This is a genomic window from Kribbella sp. NBC_01510, assembly GCF_045040325.1.
Taxonomy (GTDB): Bacteria; Actinomycetota; Actinomycetes; order Propionibacteriales; family Kribbellaceae; genus Kribbella.
Genome location: NZ_CP109418.1, coordinates 585,391 through 600,316, shown reverse-complemented (window position 1 = coordinate 600,316; position 14,926 = coordinate 585,391). Strand labels below are relative to the sequence as shown.

Below are 14,926 nucleotides of genomic sequence, written 5' to 3'. Positions count from 1 at the left end.
GCGTTCACCCTAACCAGTTGAAACCGGAGGCACCCCTCCGTTATAGTGGAGGCATACCTCGACTTTACCAGGCCGGGGAACTTCTGCGCTTTAGTCCGGCGCGCACACCTCCCTTTCGAAGGACTTTTGCATGCCTGGAAACACAACTTCTCCGCGACTGACGCTGGCCGTGCTGGCGACGGTCGTGGCCTCGTTCTCGATGTTGCAGTCGCTGGTGAGCCCGGCGCTGCCCGTTATTCAGCATGACCTGCACACGACTCCGAGCACCGTCACCTGGGTGTTCACCGCATTGCTCCTGTCGGTCTCGGTGGCGACCCCACTGCTCGGCCGGATCGGCGACATGCACGGCAAGGAGCGCACGCTCCTGATCGCGCTGATCGCGCTCGCGGTCGGCTGTCTGCTCGCCGCGCTGGCCCCGAACATCGCCGTACTGATCGGAGCCCGCGTGCTGCAAGGTGTCGGCGGAGCGGTGTTCCCGCTGTCGTTCGGCATCATCCGGGACGAGTTCCCGTCGGAGCGGGTGCCATCCGTGGTCGGCGTGGTGTCGGCGATCATCGCCGCCGGTGGCGGTCTCGGCATCGTCCTGGCCGGCCCGATCGTGCAGTCGCTCGGGTGGCGCTGGCTGTTCTGGATCCCGATGGTCGTGATCTCGGTGTCCGCGGTGATGGTCCGCCGCTACGTCCCCGAGTCGCCGAACAAGGTGCCCGGCCGGATCGACTGGCTGGCCGCCACGTTGCTGTCCGGTTGGCTGGTCGCGCTGCTGCTGCCGCTGAGTGCGGGCCGGTCCTGGGGCTGGGGTTCATTGTTGACAATCGGATTGTTCGCGGCTGCCGTCGTACTGCTGGTTGCCTGGATCACTGTGGAACTGCGGTCGCGGAACCCGCTGATCGACATGCGGATGATGCGGCTGCCGGCCGTCTGGACGACGAACCTGGTGGCGCTGCTGTTCGGTGCGGCGATGTTCGCGGTGTACGCGTTCGTGCCGCAGTTCATGCAGATCCCGAAGGCTGCCGGGTTCGGGTTCGGCTCGAGTGTCACGCAGGCCGGCCTGTTGATGCTGCCGATGCTGGTCACGATGGCCATCACCGGTTCGCTCAGTGGGCCGTTGGCGCCGCGGTTCCACGTGAAGGCCCAGGTGGTCTGGGGTTCCGCGCTGATTCTGGTCGCGGCGCTGGCGTTCGCGGAGTTCCACGACCAGCCGTGGCAGGTCGCGCTGTCGACCGCGCTCTTCGGCGTCGGGCTCGGGTTTGCGTACGCCTCGATGACCAGCCTGATCGTTCAGAGTGTCCCGCGTGAGCAGACCGGCGTCGCCACCGGCATGAACGCCAACATCCGCACCATCGGCGGCTCGATCGGCACAGCCCTCGCCAGCTCGATCATCACCGGCCACCTCCAGCCCAACGGCCTCCCCGCCGAATCCGGCTTCACCGACACCTTCCTCCTCCTCTCCACCTTCGCCGCAGCCGCCGTCCTCCTCGCCCTAGCCATCCCCACCATCCGTCATCCCCGCCCCACGGTCGCGGAGCCGGCCCTGGAAGAACTGGTCGGCTAACCCGTCGACTGCCGCGAGGACGCGGTCCCAAGGCAACTCCCGCTTGGCTTCGGTCCGCGGCTCCAGCAACTCCCACTCCACCAGTACGACGCCTGCCTCGCGCAGTGTGTCCAGATGACCGGCCCACGCGGGATGCCTCGCGTGGGCCGCGTTCACTTTCGGGAACACGACCATCGGCGTACTGCCGAGTCCCTCCGAAAGCACGCTCAACGCCTGGTTGTCGCCGATCCCGAGGGCCAGCTTGGCGACCGTGTTGGCGCTCGCCGGAGCCGCCACGAACAGGTCGATCGGTGGGTGCGGCCGGGCCTCCCCGGGACGCCGGGGTTGCGACCGCACCGGCAGTCCGGTGATCTGTTCCAGTTCCCACCGCTCAGCCGGCGCGATCCACGCGGCCGCCGTCGGCGTGACGGTGATCGCCACCTGATGCTCCCGATCGAGCAGAGGCCTGACCAGCCCCACCCGCAACTGCTCGACGCCGCCGGTTGCCGACGCGACCACTCCGATGACGCTCATGTCCCTAGTCTGAGGGGATGAAGCTGCCGCATCCGTTGACCGGGGAGTTGTTCGAGAGTCCGGTGCCGCCTGGGACCGGTTGGCCGGAGGATCCCGCCGTACGACGTACTCCGGTGGCGGAGGATGCGTCCGGGGTGCTGCGGTTGGCGGCGACCGGAGAGTTGCGGGAGCTGGAGGCGCGCGTGTCCGTCTGCCGCGCCTGTCCGCGTCTCGTCGAGTGGCGAGAAGACGTTGCCGTCAGCAAGCGAAAATCCTTCGCCGACCAGCCGTACTGGGGCCGCCCGATCCCGGGCTGGGGTGCCGCCGATCCGCGGATCCTGATCGCCGGCCTCGCCCCAGCGGCCAACGGCGGCAACCGCACCGGCCGCGTCTTCACCGGCGACCGCTCCGGCGACTGGCTCTTCGCCGCCCTCCATCGCGTCGGCCTGGCCAACCAGCCCACCAGCGAACACGCCGGCGACGGCCTCCACCTGATCGGCACGCGCATGATCGCGGCCGTCCGCTGCGCCCCACCCGCCAACAAGCCCACCCCCGAAGAGCGCGACACCTGCGCTCCCTGGTTCCGCCGCGAACTCGAGCTGGTCCTCCCCACCACCCAAGCCATCATCTGCCTCGGCAAATTCGGCTACGACGCCCTCCTCGCCGCCCTGGCCACAGTAGGAGGCACCGTCCCCAAACCCCGCCCACCCTTCGGCCACGCCGTAGAGCACCCCATCGAAACGCCGTACGGCGAAGTCACCGTCCTAGGCTGCTATCACCCCAGCCAACAAAACACATTCACCGGCAAACTCACCGAAGCAATGCTCGACGCAGTCCTCACCCGCGCGAAGTCGATCGCCGGCCTCTGACGGTTGAACCATCTGACCGATGCCCTGCGTATGAGTGGCCGCGTCTGCAACCTGGCGCCCAGCTACCCAGAACAAAGCAGAGCAGAGGAGAGGCATGACCATCGACAGCAGGAGTCTGGTGAAGGTCCGCATCGCCGCCGGAGCCGCGGCAGCCGCACTGGCCTTCGCGGCCGCGCCCCAGGCGTCCGCATCCGCCGCGGCAGAGTCGGTCCATGGATTCACCAGCACCGGAATGGAGTTCATCAACTCGGACAACAGCGTCCTGGCCGAATGCGGGAACCAGTTCAGCGGTCGGGTGACAGCTGACGACGGCGGCGGCGAGGTGAAGGCCGCCATCGACAACATCATCGTCAGTTGCACCGACGGCACCCGGGTGACGCCCAACGCCCTGCCGTGGACCCTCGACCTCGTGGAGGATCGCGGCTACACGATCGACGGCATCGACCTGAACATCACCACGTCCAAGGGAACGTGTCGGTACACCGGCACTGTCAACGGTGTCATGGAGTTCCCGGACGGCGTCTACGACCTGCGCGGTTCTCTGACCCGCCGAACCGGTACCTGCGGCGGATCCGAAATCCTCAACGTGAGTGCCCTCACCGAGGTGATCAACACCGGCAACTGACGAGCCGCACCGCCCGCCGGCGCTCGGGGGCCCGGCGGCGGTGCCATCTCCACAAAGAGGCGGTTGATCCCACCAGGAGCGAGTGGCAGGGTCCTGTCCCATGATCGACGACTTCGCGAAGGCATATCTGCACGATTACCTGCAACATATCCGCGAGGCGATGCTCGCCAAGGTCGACGGGCTCTCGGAGTACGACGCCCGCCGCCCGCTGACCACTACCGGGACCAACCTCCTGGGCTTGATCAAGCACCTGGCGACCTGGGAAGCCAGGTACTTCGGCGAGGTCTTCGATCGTCCCTTCCCCGAACCCTTGCCCCGCTGGGATGTCGAGACCGAGCGCCTCGCCGACATGTGGGCGACCGAGTACGAGTCCCGCAGCAACATCATCGACCGATACCGGCGAGTGTGGGACCACAGCGACGCGACGATCAAAGGGCTCGCCATCGATGCCCCTGGCCACGTTGCGTGGTGGCCGCGCCCCGAGGTGAAACTGTTCGACATCCTGGTCCACATGCTCGCCGAGACCAGTCGGCACGCCGGCCACGCCGACATCCTTCGCGAAGAACTCGACGGAGCGGTGGGAACGGACGCGGAGAGCATGGCCGTGCAAAGGCACGACGCCGCCTTCTGGGAGGAGCAGCGCGCAAAGATCGAGCAGGCCGCCAGGGCAGCCGACCCGACCAACGCCTGACGGTTACGTGTCAGCGACCGGGCAGTCCTCCCGCATCGGGTCCGCAATCAGTTCACGAGGGCACGTCGGCTTGCTTCGCGGACGATGCGATCGGCGGTCTGATCGGGGGTAAGGGTCGCGGTGTCGAACCACCAGCCGACATCGCCAAACTCGCGCTTCATGGCGGCGTCGAGGGTCTCGTAGCCGTCGAAGTCGAATCGCTCACGGGGATCCCTGATGGTGTTGCGGTATTGGCAAGCGTCGATGCCCGGCGCGAGGACAACGAACAAGACCCGCCGGGCACTGAGGAGATCAAGGAAGAAGTCCAGCTTCTCGCGGGACGGCACCATCGCATCGATCAAGGGCGTGAACCCGGCGTCGGAGAAGTTGTTCGCCAGCGCACACAGATTTCGGTGCAACAGCTCCACCTGCCGCGCCGCTTCATCGGCAGGCTCACCCAGCGCCCAGACGAAGCCATTGACAATCATCCCGTTCAGCTCGTCGCCGCCGAGCCGAGCGGAACGCTCCAGCCGCTGGGCAACAAGCCTTGTCACAGTCGACTTTCCGGCCCCAGGCATCCCCGTCACAAGCAAGCAGTCCGACGCCCCAACACCAATCATGACCGAAATCGTGTCAGCGCACCCCAAGCCCGGCAATCACATTTGCCAGACGCCTTCAAGCAGAGACGGCAAGCCGGCGTTGTCCGATCCAGCGCCGACGAGAGCGTGATGTGCGACACGGGACGTCACAGGCGCGATGGCTGCGGCGTCGTATGGATGACCGCGGATTGCGGCCCGGCGTGGAGGATGACCAAGGAGGGTCGAGCCATGCACCGCCCATGGAGCAACCTGCGAGCAAGGGTATTCCCCGACCATTGGTCGCTGCTGTTCGGGCAGATCGCCTTCTACAGCTTCGTCGTGATCGTACTCAGCGGCGTGGTCCTGACGGTGTACTACGAACCGTCGGTCGGTCACGTCGTGTACGACGGACCGTACGCACCGCTGCACGGCGCAGAGATGTCACGGGCACTGGATTCGACCATGGCGATCACCTTCGAGGTCCGCGGTGGACTGCTGATCCGCCAGATCCATCACTGGGCCACGCTGATCATGATGGCGGCGATCACGCTGCACTTGTTGCGGCTGTTCTTCACCGCCGGGTTCCGTCGGCCACGGCGCCTGAACTGGCTCGTTGTCGTCGGGCTGCTCATCGTCATGCTGGCCGCAAGCCTCACCGGCACTTCACTCCCGGACGACATGGCGTCCGGCACGAGCCTCGCCGTACTCGACGGTGTCCTGCAGGCGACTCCGCTCGTCGGCTCTGGCCTCTCGGCCCTGCTGTTCGGTGGGCAGTTCCCGGGCGATGTGCTCTCGTGGTTCTACCCGTTGCACATCGTCGTCCTGCCCGCCCTACTTGTCGTCCTCTTCGTTGTCGGTGCGGTCCTCGCGCTGAGGCACAAGCCCGCGCAGCTCGCCGAACCCGGGCGAACGGAAGACAACGTGGTAGGACGTCCGGCGACTGTGGCCGCGGTCAAGAGCGTTGGCCTGTTCTGCTTCGTCGCGGGGGTTACGATCCTCATGGCCGCGACGGCGACCATCAATCCGGTGTGGCTGTACGGCCCTGCGGATCCGGCGAACACCTCGGCCGGTGTCGGCCCGGCGTGGTATCTCGCCTTCCTCGACGGCTCGCTTCGGCTGGCCCCAGGCTGGGAATTCGTCTGGTGGGGCAAAACGTTCAGCTTGGCCGTGCTGATGCCGGTCACGGTCTGCACGCTGTTCCTTGCGCTCGTCGCCGTCTACCCGTTCATCGAGGAGCGGCTGACCGGCGACCGCAGGCATCACCACCTCCTCGAGCGGCCGCGCAACAACCCGACCCGAACCGGCATCGGAGTCGCCGGTATCACCTTCTATGGCATCCTCTGGGCCGCAGCCGGCGCCGACACCATGGCCGTGCAGTTCCACCTCTCGGTCAACTCACTCCTGCACGTCTTCCAGGTCCTCGTGGTTCTGGGCCCGCCCGCCGCACTGGTGATCACCCGCCGCATCTGCACCGGGCTGCAGGAACGGGATGCGCAGATCGCGGTGCTCGGCGTCGAGACCGGCCAGGTGGTCCGGCGCACGGACGGCGGGTACGTCGAGCAACACCGTTCGGTCGACGTATATCGGCGCTGGCAGCTCGTGGGTGCATCCGCGGAAAACCGCGCGGTGACCGCACAGACCATCCCCGCGACGACGGACGCAAAGCACGAAGGTGCTGAATGACAGGCATCAGGAGCGTGCTCAGCCCGTGCGATGGTGATATGTATTCCGAGCCTCGGGGGAGTTCATTGCAGGCCTGACAGGAGGGATGAGCCTTCCGGCCTTGCAGATTCCGTAGTGCGCATTCCGCTCGGCAAACGGAACGACGACCGAGTGAGCCAGATGGCGGACCTCTGCATCGGCCCATCAGGAGGCACGGAATCGTAGGGCATCAGGTGGCACACGACACTCTATGGTGCACCGTGCACACGTGACGCGCGACGGTCGAAAGCACGGATCGTGCTAGTGCCGCGTCAAGCAAGGTTGGGGAGGTAATCCGCAGTGACCACCATCCCGAAGCCGGACCTGGCGGCCAGGTGCGGGGTTCACCCCTGATCTTGTCCCTTCACCCCGGGTATGCGGTGGGTACAAGGGTGCAGCTGCGAGGTTCTCCCCCGAAAATTGCCCCGGGCGGAAGGCGAGTGCGGTAACGACCTCGACGTTTCTTGGCGAGGCACTAGTAGACAGGTGGAGTCCGTGATGGTGGCTTCGCGGCGACGAGTTGCCGAGGTGCTCGCTGACCTGGAGTGGGGAGCTGGGTCACGCGGTGGGGACCTTGAACACGCTATTTCCTGTTCACGGTCCCTGTTTGGGGTCCACGGCCTCGCGCTGTGACCGCTGCCCGGCGTACCGGCGGCGGCGTGATTTCGGTGGGGGTCGCCGGGACTGGCGTGCGGGCGCGGGCAGCTGCCGCTCACCAACCTCGATCGATGACCTCCAGCGACGCTCGCGTAGGAAAGCGCTCGACTGGAAACGGCAAGTTCGTGAGTGCCGGCGGTCCGCCATCAGTCTCGCAACATCACGGACCGCGGCTCCCTGGATGAGTGTGTTGCCGTGCAATCCCAGGGTCGGCGTTCGTCCGGCAGTTGTCGATCGAAAGGCCTTTGCGCAGGATCGATGACGAGGACATGGACCAGTTCCACTACTACTGCCCCGGACGGCATTCGAACCTGTATGCCTGTGAGAGCCGCGAGGTTTAGGTTCGACCCTGGCCGTGTTCGGGGCGATCCGCACGGGTTCGTGTCGCCTCGGTCGCCCGTGCAGTGCACGCCGCCTGAACGCGACCGAACGCGGTCGAGCTGCAACCGAGACGGCTGAGGTGCACGGACGGCCATCTGGCAGCCGTCCGCCAGGTGGTCTGCGATAGTTGAAAGCACGGATCGCGGGAGCCATGTTCGCGCTTCGAAGCGGAGATAAAATTCGAGTGTGACCGACACCTACGACGACGGCACGATCGTGTGCGGCACCGACCGGCTGGAGATCCGCTCCTACTACTTCCCATTCGGTACCAAGCGCGTTCCGTACGCGCGGATCCAAGGCCTCCAACGCATCGAGATCAAGGGCGTTTGGTCCGGCAAGTGGCGCTTCTGGGGAACGGGCAACCCGCGGTACTGGGCCAACCTCGACAGGAAACGACCGAACAAGAAGGCTGGCTTTGTCGTCGACCTCGGACGCAGGGTCAGTCCCATCGTCACCCCCGACCAGCCCGACGCGTTCGAGTCCGTGCTCCGCAGCCGAGCGAACCTCGGACCGGGCAACGCACGTCGGATGAAGGGTCCCTTCATCTGACGGACCGCCTCGGCGCGCCACGAAGTCCTTCCGAAAGCGCCGTTGGAGCCGCTGTGACGTGCGTGCCAGGCAGCCGGAACGTACAGGAGACATCCGCCCATCCAAATCGGCTGGCCTTCGGGCTGCACTGACAACTGCAACCGCTGTTGCAACTATCGCGGGTGTTCTTTCAGCCTGGCTAATATTCCCCGCAACGCATCTTCGCAGGTCAGAGGATGGTGCCCGGGACGGGATTCGAACCCGTATGCCTGTGAGGGCCGCGAGGTTTAAGCTCGCTGCGTCTGCCGTTCCGCCACCCGGGCCAGCCGGCTCGCCTTGAGGTTACAAGTTACTTGTAGACCTTGCGGGGGTAGACGGCGTGGGCGCCGGCGACGCGGTCGAGGAAGAGTTGGCCGTTGCAGTGGTCGATCTCGTGCTGGAGGGCGCGGGCCTCGAAAGCGTCGGTGGTGATGGTGAGGGCGTCCGTCGTACCGGGGAGGACGCCGGTGACGGTCAGGCGGGTGGCGCGTTTGACGTCGCCGGTGAAGTCGGGGACGGACATGCAGCCCTCGCGGCCCTTCTCCTGCCGGGTTGCCTCGACCACGACGGCGTTGCAGAGCACGAAGACGCCGTGGCGAGTGCGCGCCTTCGGGTGATTGGTCACGTCGAGGGCGAACATCTGCGCCGCCACGCCGACCTGGGGCGCCGCCAGACCGACGCAACCCGGCGACACCCCCATGGTTGCGACCAGATCCGCCGCGAGCTGGATCATCGCCGGATCGAGCGGATCCACGGTCGCGCCCTCGGTCGCCAGGACGGGGTGCGGCGCGCGGACCACGTCCAGAACCTCACCGGCCACGCCGAGCTGCGAAGGAGTCCAGCCGGAAATCAATTCGGCCACGGTCACAGGTCGTCGCTCTCGGCCGGGCGCAAGGTGACGCCGACGCCGAGCTCTTCGGCGGTGATGTCGAGTGCGCGGTAGAGCATGTCCAGCTCGGCGGACGGCGGCAGCTCGACCTCCGCGGTCAGCACGTACAGCTCCCCGCTGAGCCGGGTCGCCAGGTCCGTGATCGTCCCGCCGGCCGACGCGATCATCCGCGTCACGGCGGCCACGATCCCGGGCCGGTCGGCGCCGTGCACGCTCAGCATGTACGGCGCTCCGATCGGCGCGTGCTCGTGTTCGGGGCCGACCCGGCGCACCGTGATCACCAGCTCACCGCGCAGTGGCTCGAGTGCGGACTTCACCTCGTCGTACGGCCCGGAGCAGACGATCATCATGGCGAAATGACCGCGCAGCAGCGTCATGGTGGAGTCCTCGAGGTTGACCCCGGTCCCGGCCAGGGCCTCGGTGACGTCCGCGATGATGCCCGGGCGATCCGGGCCGATGACGGTGACGGCGAGCTGACTCATGCCCGGAAACCTACCGCCGACCTAAGTAGCTCAAGAAAGCGACTTCGGTATGCGGACAGCCACAACTGCCCTGGAGAGCGCTTACGCACCGCTACATTCGGGACATGACCGGGTCCACACATCGCCGTCGCAGCAGGCGGGACTGGATCGTGGACAGCATCGTCTTCGTCCTCGCGATCCTGTTCGGCATCTGGACGTTCAGCGAGGGCGAGAGCGATCCCGTCCACCGGGGCCTGCTCGCGTTCGACTTCGTGTCGGGGATGGCGCTGTGCCTGACGCTCTGGTTCCGCCGCCGATGGCCTGTCCAGCTGGCCCTGGTGGCGGCCGTGGTCACGATCTACTCCGAGGCGGCCAGCGGGGCGGCGCTGGTCCTGATCATGACGGTCGCGATCCACAAGCCCTGGCGTACGTCGCTACTGATCTTCGTGGCCAACGCGGTCAGCCTGCTCGTCTACATCCAGGTCCGGCACAAGGCCGATGGAACAGCGCTGATGGTCGCCGCCATCGCGATCTACATCGCGGTGGCCGGCTGGGGCTTCTACATCCGATCGCGCCGCCAGCTCCTGCAGACTCTGCGGGATCGCGCCGAACGCGCCGAGACCGTCGCCAAGCTGGAGGCCGAGCAGGCCCAGCTGCGGGCTCGCGAGGAGATCGCCCGCGAGATGCACGACGTACTCGGCCATCGCCTGTCCCTGCTGAGCGTGCATGCCGGCGCGCTGGCCTATCGCCCGGACGCGTCCACCGCGGAGGTCGCCGGGGCTGCCGAGATCATCCGGGCCAGCGCGCACCAGGCGTTGCAGGACCTTCGCGAGGTGATCGGCGTACTGCGGGCCCCGGTGGGGGAGCTGCCGCAGCCGACGTTCGCCGATCTGCCCGTGTTGGTGGAGGGTTCGCGCAAGGCCGGGCTGCCGGTGGAGTTGGTGCTGGACGCGCCCGGCGCACTACCCGAGCACGTCGGGCGGACGGCGTACCGGATCGTGCAGGAGGGGCTCACCAACGCGCTCAAGCACGCGCCCGGCGAGCCCGTCCAGATCACCGTATCCGGTGCCCCGGGCAACGGCTTGGAGGTGGAGCTCCGCAACCCCGCGCCGAACCGCAGACGCGGGGACGGGCAAGGTTTGAAGGGATTGACCGAGCGCGCCGCCCTGGTGGAGGGACGGATCGAGCACGGCCGCACCCCCGACGGCGAGTTCCGGCTCTTCGCCTGGCTACCGTGGCCGGCATGAGCGAGCTCAGCATCAAGCACAGCCGATCTCGTGCCTCGGCCGGGCCCGGAGCGAACCGAGGACGTGGATGAGTATTCGGGTCCTGATTGTCGACGACGATCCGCTGCTGCGCGCTGGGCTGAAGCTGATGTTGGGCGGTGCGCCGGACATCCGCGTGGTCGGCGAGGCCGGTGACGGCAGCGGCGTACAGGGGCTGATCGACCAGTTGGCGCCGGACGTCATCCTGATGGACATCCGGATGCCCGGCACCGACGGCCTGACCGCGACGGAGGCCGTACGGCGGCGTCCGGGCGCGCCCGAGGTCGTCATCCTGACCACGTTCGACGCCGACGAGCACGTGCTGCGCGCGCTCCGTGCCGGGGCCGCCGGCTTCGTGCTCAAGGACACCCCGCCGGCCGAGATCGTCGATTCGGTACGGCGGGTGGCCGCCGGCCAGCCCGTACTCTCGCCGGCCGTCACCAAGCGGCTGATCACCAGGGTCGCCGCCTCAGGTCAGGACAACCGCAAGGCCAAGGCGGTCGCCCGTCTCGCCGGCCTGAACGACCGTGAGCGGGGGATCGCCGTCGCGGTCGGCGAGGGCAAGTCGAACGCCGAGATCAGCGCGACCCTCTACCTCAGCGTCCCGACCGTGAAGACACACGTCTCCCGCATCCTGACCAAACTCGACCTGAACAACCGCGTGCAGATCGCGCTCCTGGTCCACGACGCCGATCTGTTGCACTAGGCAACCTCGCGCCACCACCCCGTAACGTCCGAAGAAGTGTGGGTTACAGCCCACACTTCTTCGGACGTAAGGACTCAGTCAGCGACTCAGGACTGCGTCGCGCGGCGGAACTCGTCGTTCGGGGTCTGGAGGCTGCCGAGGCTGGTGACCTCGCGGCGGAAGAACAGCGCCAGCGTCCAGTCGAGGATGACGCGTGCCTTGCGGTTGAAGGTGGGGACACGGGACACGTGGTAGGTCCGGTGCAGGAACCAGGCCAGCCAGCCCTTGACCTTCACGCCGTACAGCTGGGCGACGCCCTTGTGCAGACCGAGGCTCGCGACCGAGCCGACGTACTTGTGCTCGTAGTCCTGCGGCGGCTGCCCGTCGACCACCCGGAGGATGTTCGCGGCGAGCTGGCGGGCCTGGCGTACGGCGTGCTGGGCGTTCGGAGCGCAGTACGCGCCGGTCTCGCTCGTCAGGTCGGGTACGGCGGCGTTGTCGCCGGCGGTCCAGGCGTCAGCGACACCCTCGATTCGCAGGTTGGCCAGCGCCTTGACGCGGCCCTTCTCGTCCAGCGGGAAGTCGGTCGCGGCCAAAGCCGGGTTCGCCTTCACGCCGGCCGTCCAGACGATCGTGTCGGCGTCGAACTCGTCGCCGTCGCTGAGTACGACGCGGCCCTTCTCGCAGGACTCCAGCCGGGTCTCCAGCCGGATGTCCATGTTGCGCTTGCGGAGCTGGTCCACGGTGTACTTGCCGAGATCCGGGCCGACCTCGGGCAGGATCCGGTCCGTGGCCTCGACCAGCACCCAGTGCATGTCCTCGGGCTTGATGTTGTCGTAGTACCGGGTCGCGTAGCGGGCCATGTCCTCGAGCTCCGCGAACGCCTCGACACCGGCGTACCCGCCGCCGATGAAGACGAAGGTCAACGCGGACTTGCGCAGCACCGGGTCCGGCTGGGACGACGCGACGTCGAGGCGGTCCAGCACCTTGTTGCGCAGGGCGATCGCCTCTTCGACGTTCTTGAACCCGGTGGCCTCGTCGGCCAGGCCGGGGATCGGCAGCGTCCGGGCGATCGAGCCGAGCGCGACCACGATCTGGTCGTAGGCCAGCTCGTACTCCGGGCCCTCCTCGGGCGTCACCTTGGCGACCTTGTGGGCGTGGTCGATCCCGGTCACCCGGCCGGTCACCACCCGGCAGCCCTTGAGGGTCTTGCGCAGCGGCACCACGACGTGCCGCGGCTCCACCGAGCCGGCCGCGGCCTCTGGCAGGAACGGCTGGTAGGTCATCACCGACCGCGGGTCGACCACGGTCACCCGGATCCGGCCCTTGCGAGCCGCCCGGCGCAGGCCGTACGCGGTGTACATCCCGACGTAACCGCCTCCGACGACGAGGATGTGCGGCACTTGGGCAGTCATGCGGTTCACTCTCCCTGAGTGGTCTTCAGACTTCATGTTCACTTCAACGCTAAGCACTCGTGAAAGATTTCACAAACCCTCTCGCGGGTGATCTCACCCACCGAACAGTCCCCCTCCGGGTGACCTCTCATCCCCTCATGGTGAGGCCCGTACCCCCGCCCGACCAGCGCCAACCCGCACCGACACACAACCGCAAGCCACCCCTCGCCGGGCCGACGAAGACCTTGATGCCGAGCCAGGAAACGCTGCGTTCACACCGCGCGCTGCCTGGTCCTGGAATCGACTGACCCAGCGCACTCCGATGGGTCAGCCCATCAGCGTGGGGGTTGCCCCACCAGAGTCCGGTTGGCCAACCCACCGTCCGGTCGGCCAACCCACCGTCTCGTGGGCTGACCCTGGGCTGACCCATCAGACGGGTTCACTAACCAGCGGGGGTTGGCGCCGGGTGCCGCGGTTCGCCTGACGTGGCCGGCGTGAGCGCACCTCGTACTCGCGGGTGATGAGGCCCCATCTACTCGGACTCGCCTTCCAGGGCGAGGCGGTAGCCGCTGGGGGTTTGGAGGAGGAGGCGGCGGTACTTCCAGCCGGGGGCCGGCTCGTTGACCTCGAGCTCGTAGTCGAGTCCCGCGGTCCGGCAGAGTTCGACGGCGGCGTCGACGTCGGAGACGCCGATCTGCCAGGTGAGGACGCTGGGTGGATCGTTGTCTGCGTCGGCCTGCTGGATGCCGAAGTTGATGGTGTCCGTTCCGAAGGCGATGAAGTCGGGGTACTCGTCGCCCTCGTAGATCACCGGCAGCCCGAGCTTCTCGTAGAAGGCGCGCTCCGCGGCGAGGTCTGACACGTTCAGTACGGGCGCCAGGCGGGTGAACAGCGGGTCAGTGGACATGGCCACCAGTGTCTTCCTCAGGCAGCCGGTAGACGGAAACGTGCGAGGGGGAGTCGGCGGTGAACTCGGTGCCGGTCCAGTTGGCGTGGCGGGATTCGAGGGTTAGGCCGGCTAGTTGGGCCATCAGGTCGAGTTCGGCGGCCCAGATGTAGCGGTGTGGGCTGCGGAAGAGCTCTGCCTGGGTGCCTTCGCCGAAGTGGAAGTGGTGTGACACGACGTGTTGCTGCAGTACGTCGTACGTGTCCAAGAGGATGTACCCGGAGTCGGCGACCCCGACCGTGGCCGGGATGCCGGGTGGGAGGCGGCGGAGTTCGGGGACCCAGAGCTCGATCACGAAGCGGCCGCCGGGGGAGAGGTGGCGGGCGGCGTTCCGGAAGCACGCGACCTGCTCCTCCTGCGTGAGCAGGTTGGAGATCGTGTTGTAGACCAGATAGACGAGGGTGAACTCGCCCGGCACGCGGACGGCGGACATGTCGCCGACGGTCACCGGGATCGCGGCCTCATCGGCCTTCGTCCGCAGTTGCTCGAGCATCGCCGTGGACAGCTCGATCCCACTGACCGGCACGCCGCGCTCCGCCAGCGGTACGGCGACCCGCCCGGTGCCGATCGCGAACTCGAGGGCCCGGCCATCGCCGGCCAATTCGGCCAGCCGATCCACAGTCGGCCCGAGTACGTCGGCCGCGAACATCCCACTGCCCGGGGTGTCGTACCTCCGCGCGGTGTCGGCGTTCCAGATCTCGTTCTGCCGGGCCGCGGCGGGTGAGAGCCAGCGGAGCTTGTCCCCATCGGCTTCCTCGCCGATCTTGCGGAAGCCGAGGCGGTCATACAGCCGGCGAGCGTCCGGGTTGTCCCGCTCCACGCCGAGATCCAGCGGTACGCCGGTACTCGCGGCCTCGGACTGCAGTCCGGTGATGATCGCCGTACCGATCCCGCGGTTCTGAACTTCCGGTAGGAGCTGGATCCCGTTGAGCTGGATGGACTCCGTGGTCCGGCTGACCCGGAGACGGCCGACCGGGCGGCCGTCGAGCTCGATCACGCTCAGCGTGGACGACTCGTCCTCGAGCAGCTCACGGTGCCACGCGCCGAAACCGGCGTGCCACTCCGCCTCGTCGACGTCGGCGGCCAGGCGGCCCTGGGCGCGGGTCGCTTCGAGGGTCACGTGCGTGAGGAACGCGATGTCGGCCGCAGCGGCCGGGCGAATGCGGTAAGGCTCTGCCATGACCGACCAACCTA

General features: G+C 67.3%; 15 protein-coding genes and 1 tRNA gene. 8 read left to right on the top strand and 8 right to left on the bottom strand.

Translation table 11 applies throughout. The features are described 5' to 3' along the window. The first annotated feature begins 130 nt into the window (after nucleotides 1-130). Nucleotides 131-1,552 (top strand): MFS transporter, encoded by a 1,422-nt coding sequence (locus OG558_RS02990; RefSeq protein WP_405068833.1) that lies wholly within the window; start codon nucleotides 131-133, stop codon nucleotides 1,550-1,552. On the opposite strand, the gene OG558_RS02985 is transcribed toward OG558_RS02990, so the two are convergent. Then, nucleotides 1,481-2,065 (bottom strand): flavoprotein, encoded by a 585-nt coding sequence (locus OG558_RS02985; protein WP_405068832.1) that lies wholly within the window; start codon nucleotides 2,063-2,065, stop codon nucleotides 1,481-1,483. The genes OG558_RS02990 and OG558_RS02985 overlap by 72 nt on opposite strands. Before the next feature lie 17 nt (nucleotides 2,066-2,082). Between OG558_RS02985 and OG558_RS02980 the strand changes: the two genes are divergently transcribed. From OG558_RS02980 to OG558_RS02970, 3 genes are all read left to right on the top strand, one after another. Continuing rightward, nucleotides 2,083-2,913, top strand: coding sequence for a uracil-DNA glycosylase (locus tag OG558_RS02980; protein ID WP_405068830.1), 831 nt, complete (start codon nucleotides 2,083-2,085; stop codon nucleotides 2,911-2,913). 94 nt (nucleotides 2,914-3,007) lie between these two features. Next, nucleotides 3,008-3,538, top strand: coding sequence for a hypothetical protein (locus OG558_RS02975; protein ID WP_405068829.1), 531 nt, complete (start codon nucleotides 3,008-3,010; stop codon nucleotides 3,536-3,538). Between the two features lie 100 nt (nucleotides 3,539-3,638). Beyond that, complete coding sequence (locus tag OG558_RS02970; RefSeq protein WP_405068827.1) at nucleotides 3,639-4,229, top strand: DinB family protein; 591 nt, start codon at nucleotides 3,639-3,641, stop codon at nucleotides 4,227-4,229. 47 nt (nucleotides 4,230-4,276) lie between these two features. Here the strand turns inward: OG558_RS02970 and OG558_RS02965 are convergent, their stop codons facing one another. Beyond that, the gene (locus OG558_RS02965) at nucleotides 4,277-4,828 is read right to left on the bottom strand and encodes an AAA family ATPase (RefSeq protein WP_405068826.1); all 552 of its coding nucleotides are present in this window, start codon (nucleotides 4,826-4,828) and stop codon (nucleotides 4,277-4,279) included. Nucleotides 4,829-5,035: 207 nt separating this feature from the next. Here OG558_RS02965 and OG558_RS02960 point away from each other — a divergent pair, with 207 nt between their 5' ends. Both OG558_RS02960 and OG558_RS02955 read left to right on the top strand, forming a co-directional pair. Continuing rightward, on the top strand, nucleotides 5,036-6,469 hold the full coding sequence (locus OG558_RS02960; protein WP_405068825.1) for a cytochrome bc complex cytochrome b subunit: 1,434 nt from the start codon (nucleotides 5,036-5,038) through the stop codon (nucleotides 6,467-6,469). Between the two features lie 1,242 nt (nucleotides 6,470-7,711). Further along, nucleotides 7,712-8,074, top strand: a complete 363-nt coding sequence (locus OG558_RS02955; protein WP_405068824.1) for a hypothetical protein — start codon at nucleotides 7,712-7,714, stop codon at nucleotides 8,072-8,074. A 216-nt stretch (nucleotides 8,075-8,290) separates the two neighbouring features. Here the strand turns inward: OG558_RS02955 and OG558_RS02950 are convergent. The 3 genes from OG558_RS02950 to OG558_RS02940 all read right to left on the bottom strand — a co-directional run bounded on the left by OG558_RS02950 (nucleotide 8,291) and on the right by OG558_RS02940 (nucleotide 9,463). Continuing rightward, nucleotides 8,291-8,376, bottom strand: a tRNA-Leu gene (locus OG558_RS02950). Between the two features lie 26 nt (nucleotides 8,377-8,402). Continuing rightward, entirely contained in the window at nucleotides 8,403-8,954 is a 552-nt protein-coding gene (locus OG558_RS02945; RefSeq protein WP_405068823.1) for a peptide deformylase, read from the bottom strand. A 2-nt stretch (nucleotides 8,955-8,956) separates the two neighbouring features. Next, nucleotides 8,957-9,463 carry an ACT domain-containing protein gene (locus tag OG558_RS02940; RefSeq protein WP_329481436.1) on the bottom strand — a complete coding sequence of 169 codons (507 nt, stop codon included), beginning with the start codon at nucleotides 9,461-9,463 and terminating at the stop codon, nucleotides 8,957-8,959. 104 nt (nucleotides 9,464-9,567) lie between these two features. On the opposite strand from OG558_RS02940, the gene OG558_RS02935 reads away from it, so the two are divergent. Both OG558_RS02935 and OG558_RS02930 read left to right on the top strand, forming a co-directional pair. Continuing rightward, the gene (locus OG558_RS02935; protein WP_329481435.1) at nucleotides 9,568-10,689 is read left to right on the top strand and encodes a histidine kinase; all 1,122 of its coding nucleotides are present in this window, start codon (nucleotides 9,568-9,570) and stop codon (nucleotides 10,687-10,689) included. Nucleotides 10,690-10,756: 67 nt separating this feature from the next. Further along, nucleotides 10,757-11,413 carry a response regulator transcription factor gene (locus OG558_RS02930; RefSeq protein WP_329481434.1) on the top strand — a complete coding sequence of 219 codons (657 nt, stop codon included), beginning with the start codon at nucleotides 10,757-10,759 and terminating at the stop codon, nucleotides 11,411-11,413. 86 nt (nucleotides 11,414-11,499) lie between these two features. Here OG558_RS02930 and OG558_RS02925 read toward each other — a convergent pair whose 3' ends face one another. From OG558_RS02925 to OG558_RS02915, 3 genes are all read right to left on the bottom strand, one after another. After that, the gene (locus OG558_RS02925; RefSeq protein ID WP_405068822.1) at nucleotides 11,500-12,807 is read right to left on the bottom strand and encodes an NAD(P)/FAD-dependent oxidoreductase; all 1,308 of its coding nucleotides are present in this window, start codon (nucleotides 12,805-12,807) and stop codon (nucleotides 11,500-11,502) included. A 511-nt stretch (nucleotides 12,808-13,318) separates the two neighbouring features. Continuing rightward, complete coding sequence (locus tag OG558_RS02920) at nucleotides 13,319-13,693, bottom strand: VOC family protein (RefSeq protein WP_405068821.1); 375 nt, start codon at nucleotides 13,691-13,693, stop codon at nucleotides 13,319-13,321. Continuing rightward, on the bottom strand, nucleotides 13,683-14,912 hold the full coding sequence (locus tag OG558_RS02915) for a GNAT family N-acetyltransferase (protein ID WP_405068820.1): 1,230 nt from the start codon (nucleotides 14,910-14,912) through the stop codon (nucleotides 13,683-13,685). Before OG558_RS02915 ends, OG558_RS02920 begins: the two co-directional genes overlap by 11 nt. Nucleotides 14,913-14,926 lie beyond the last annotated feature (14 nt).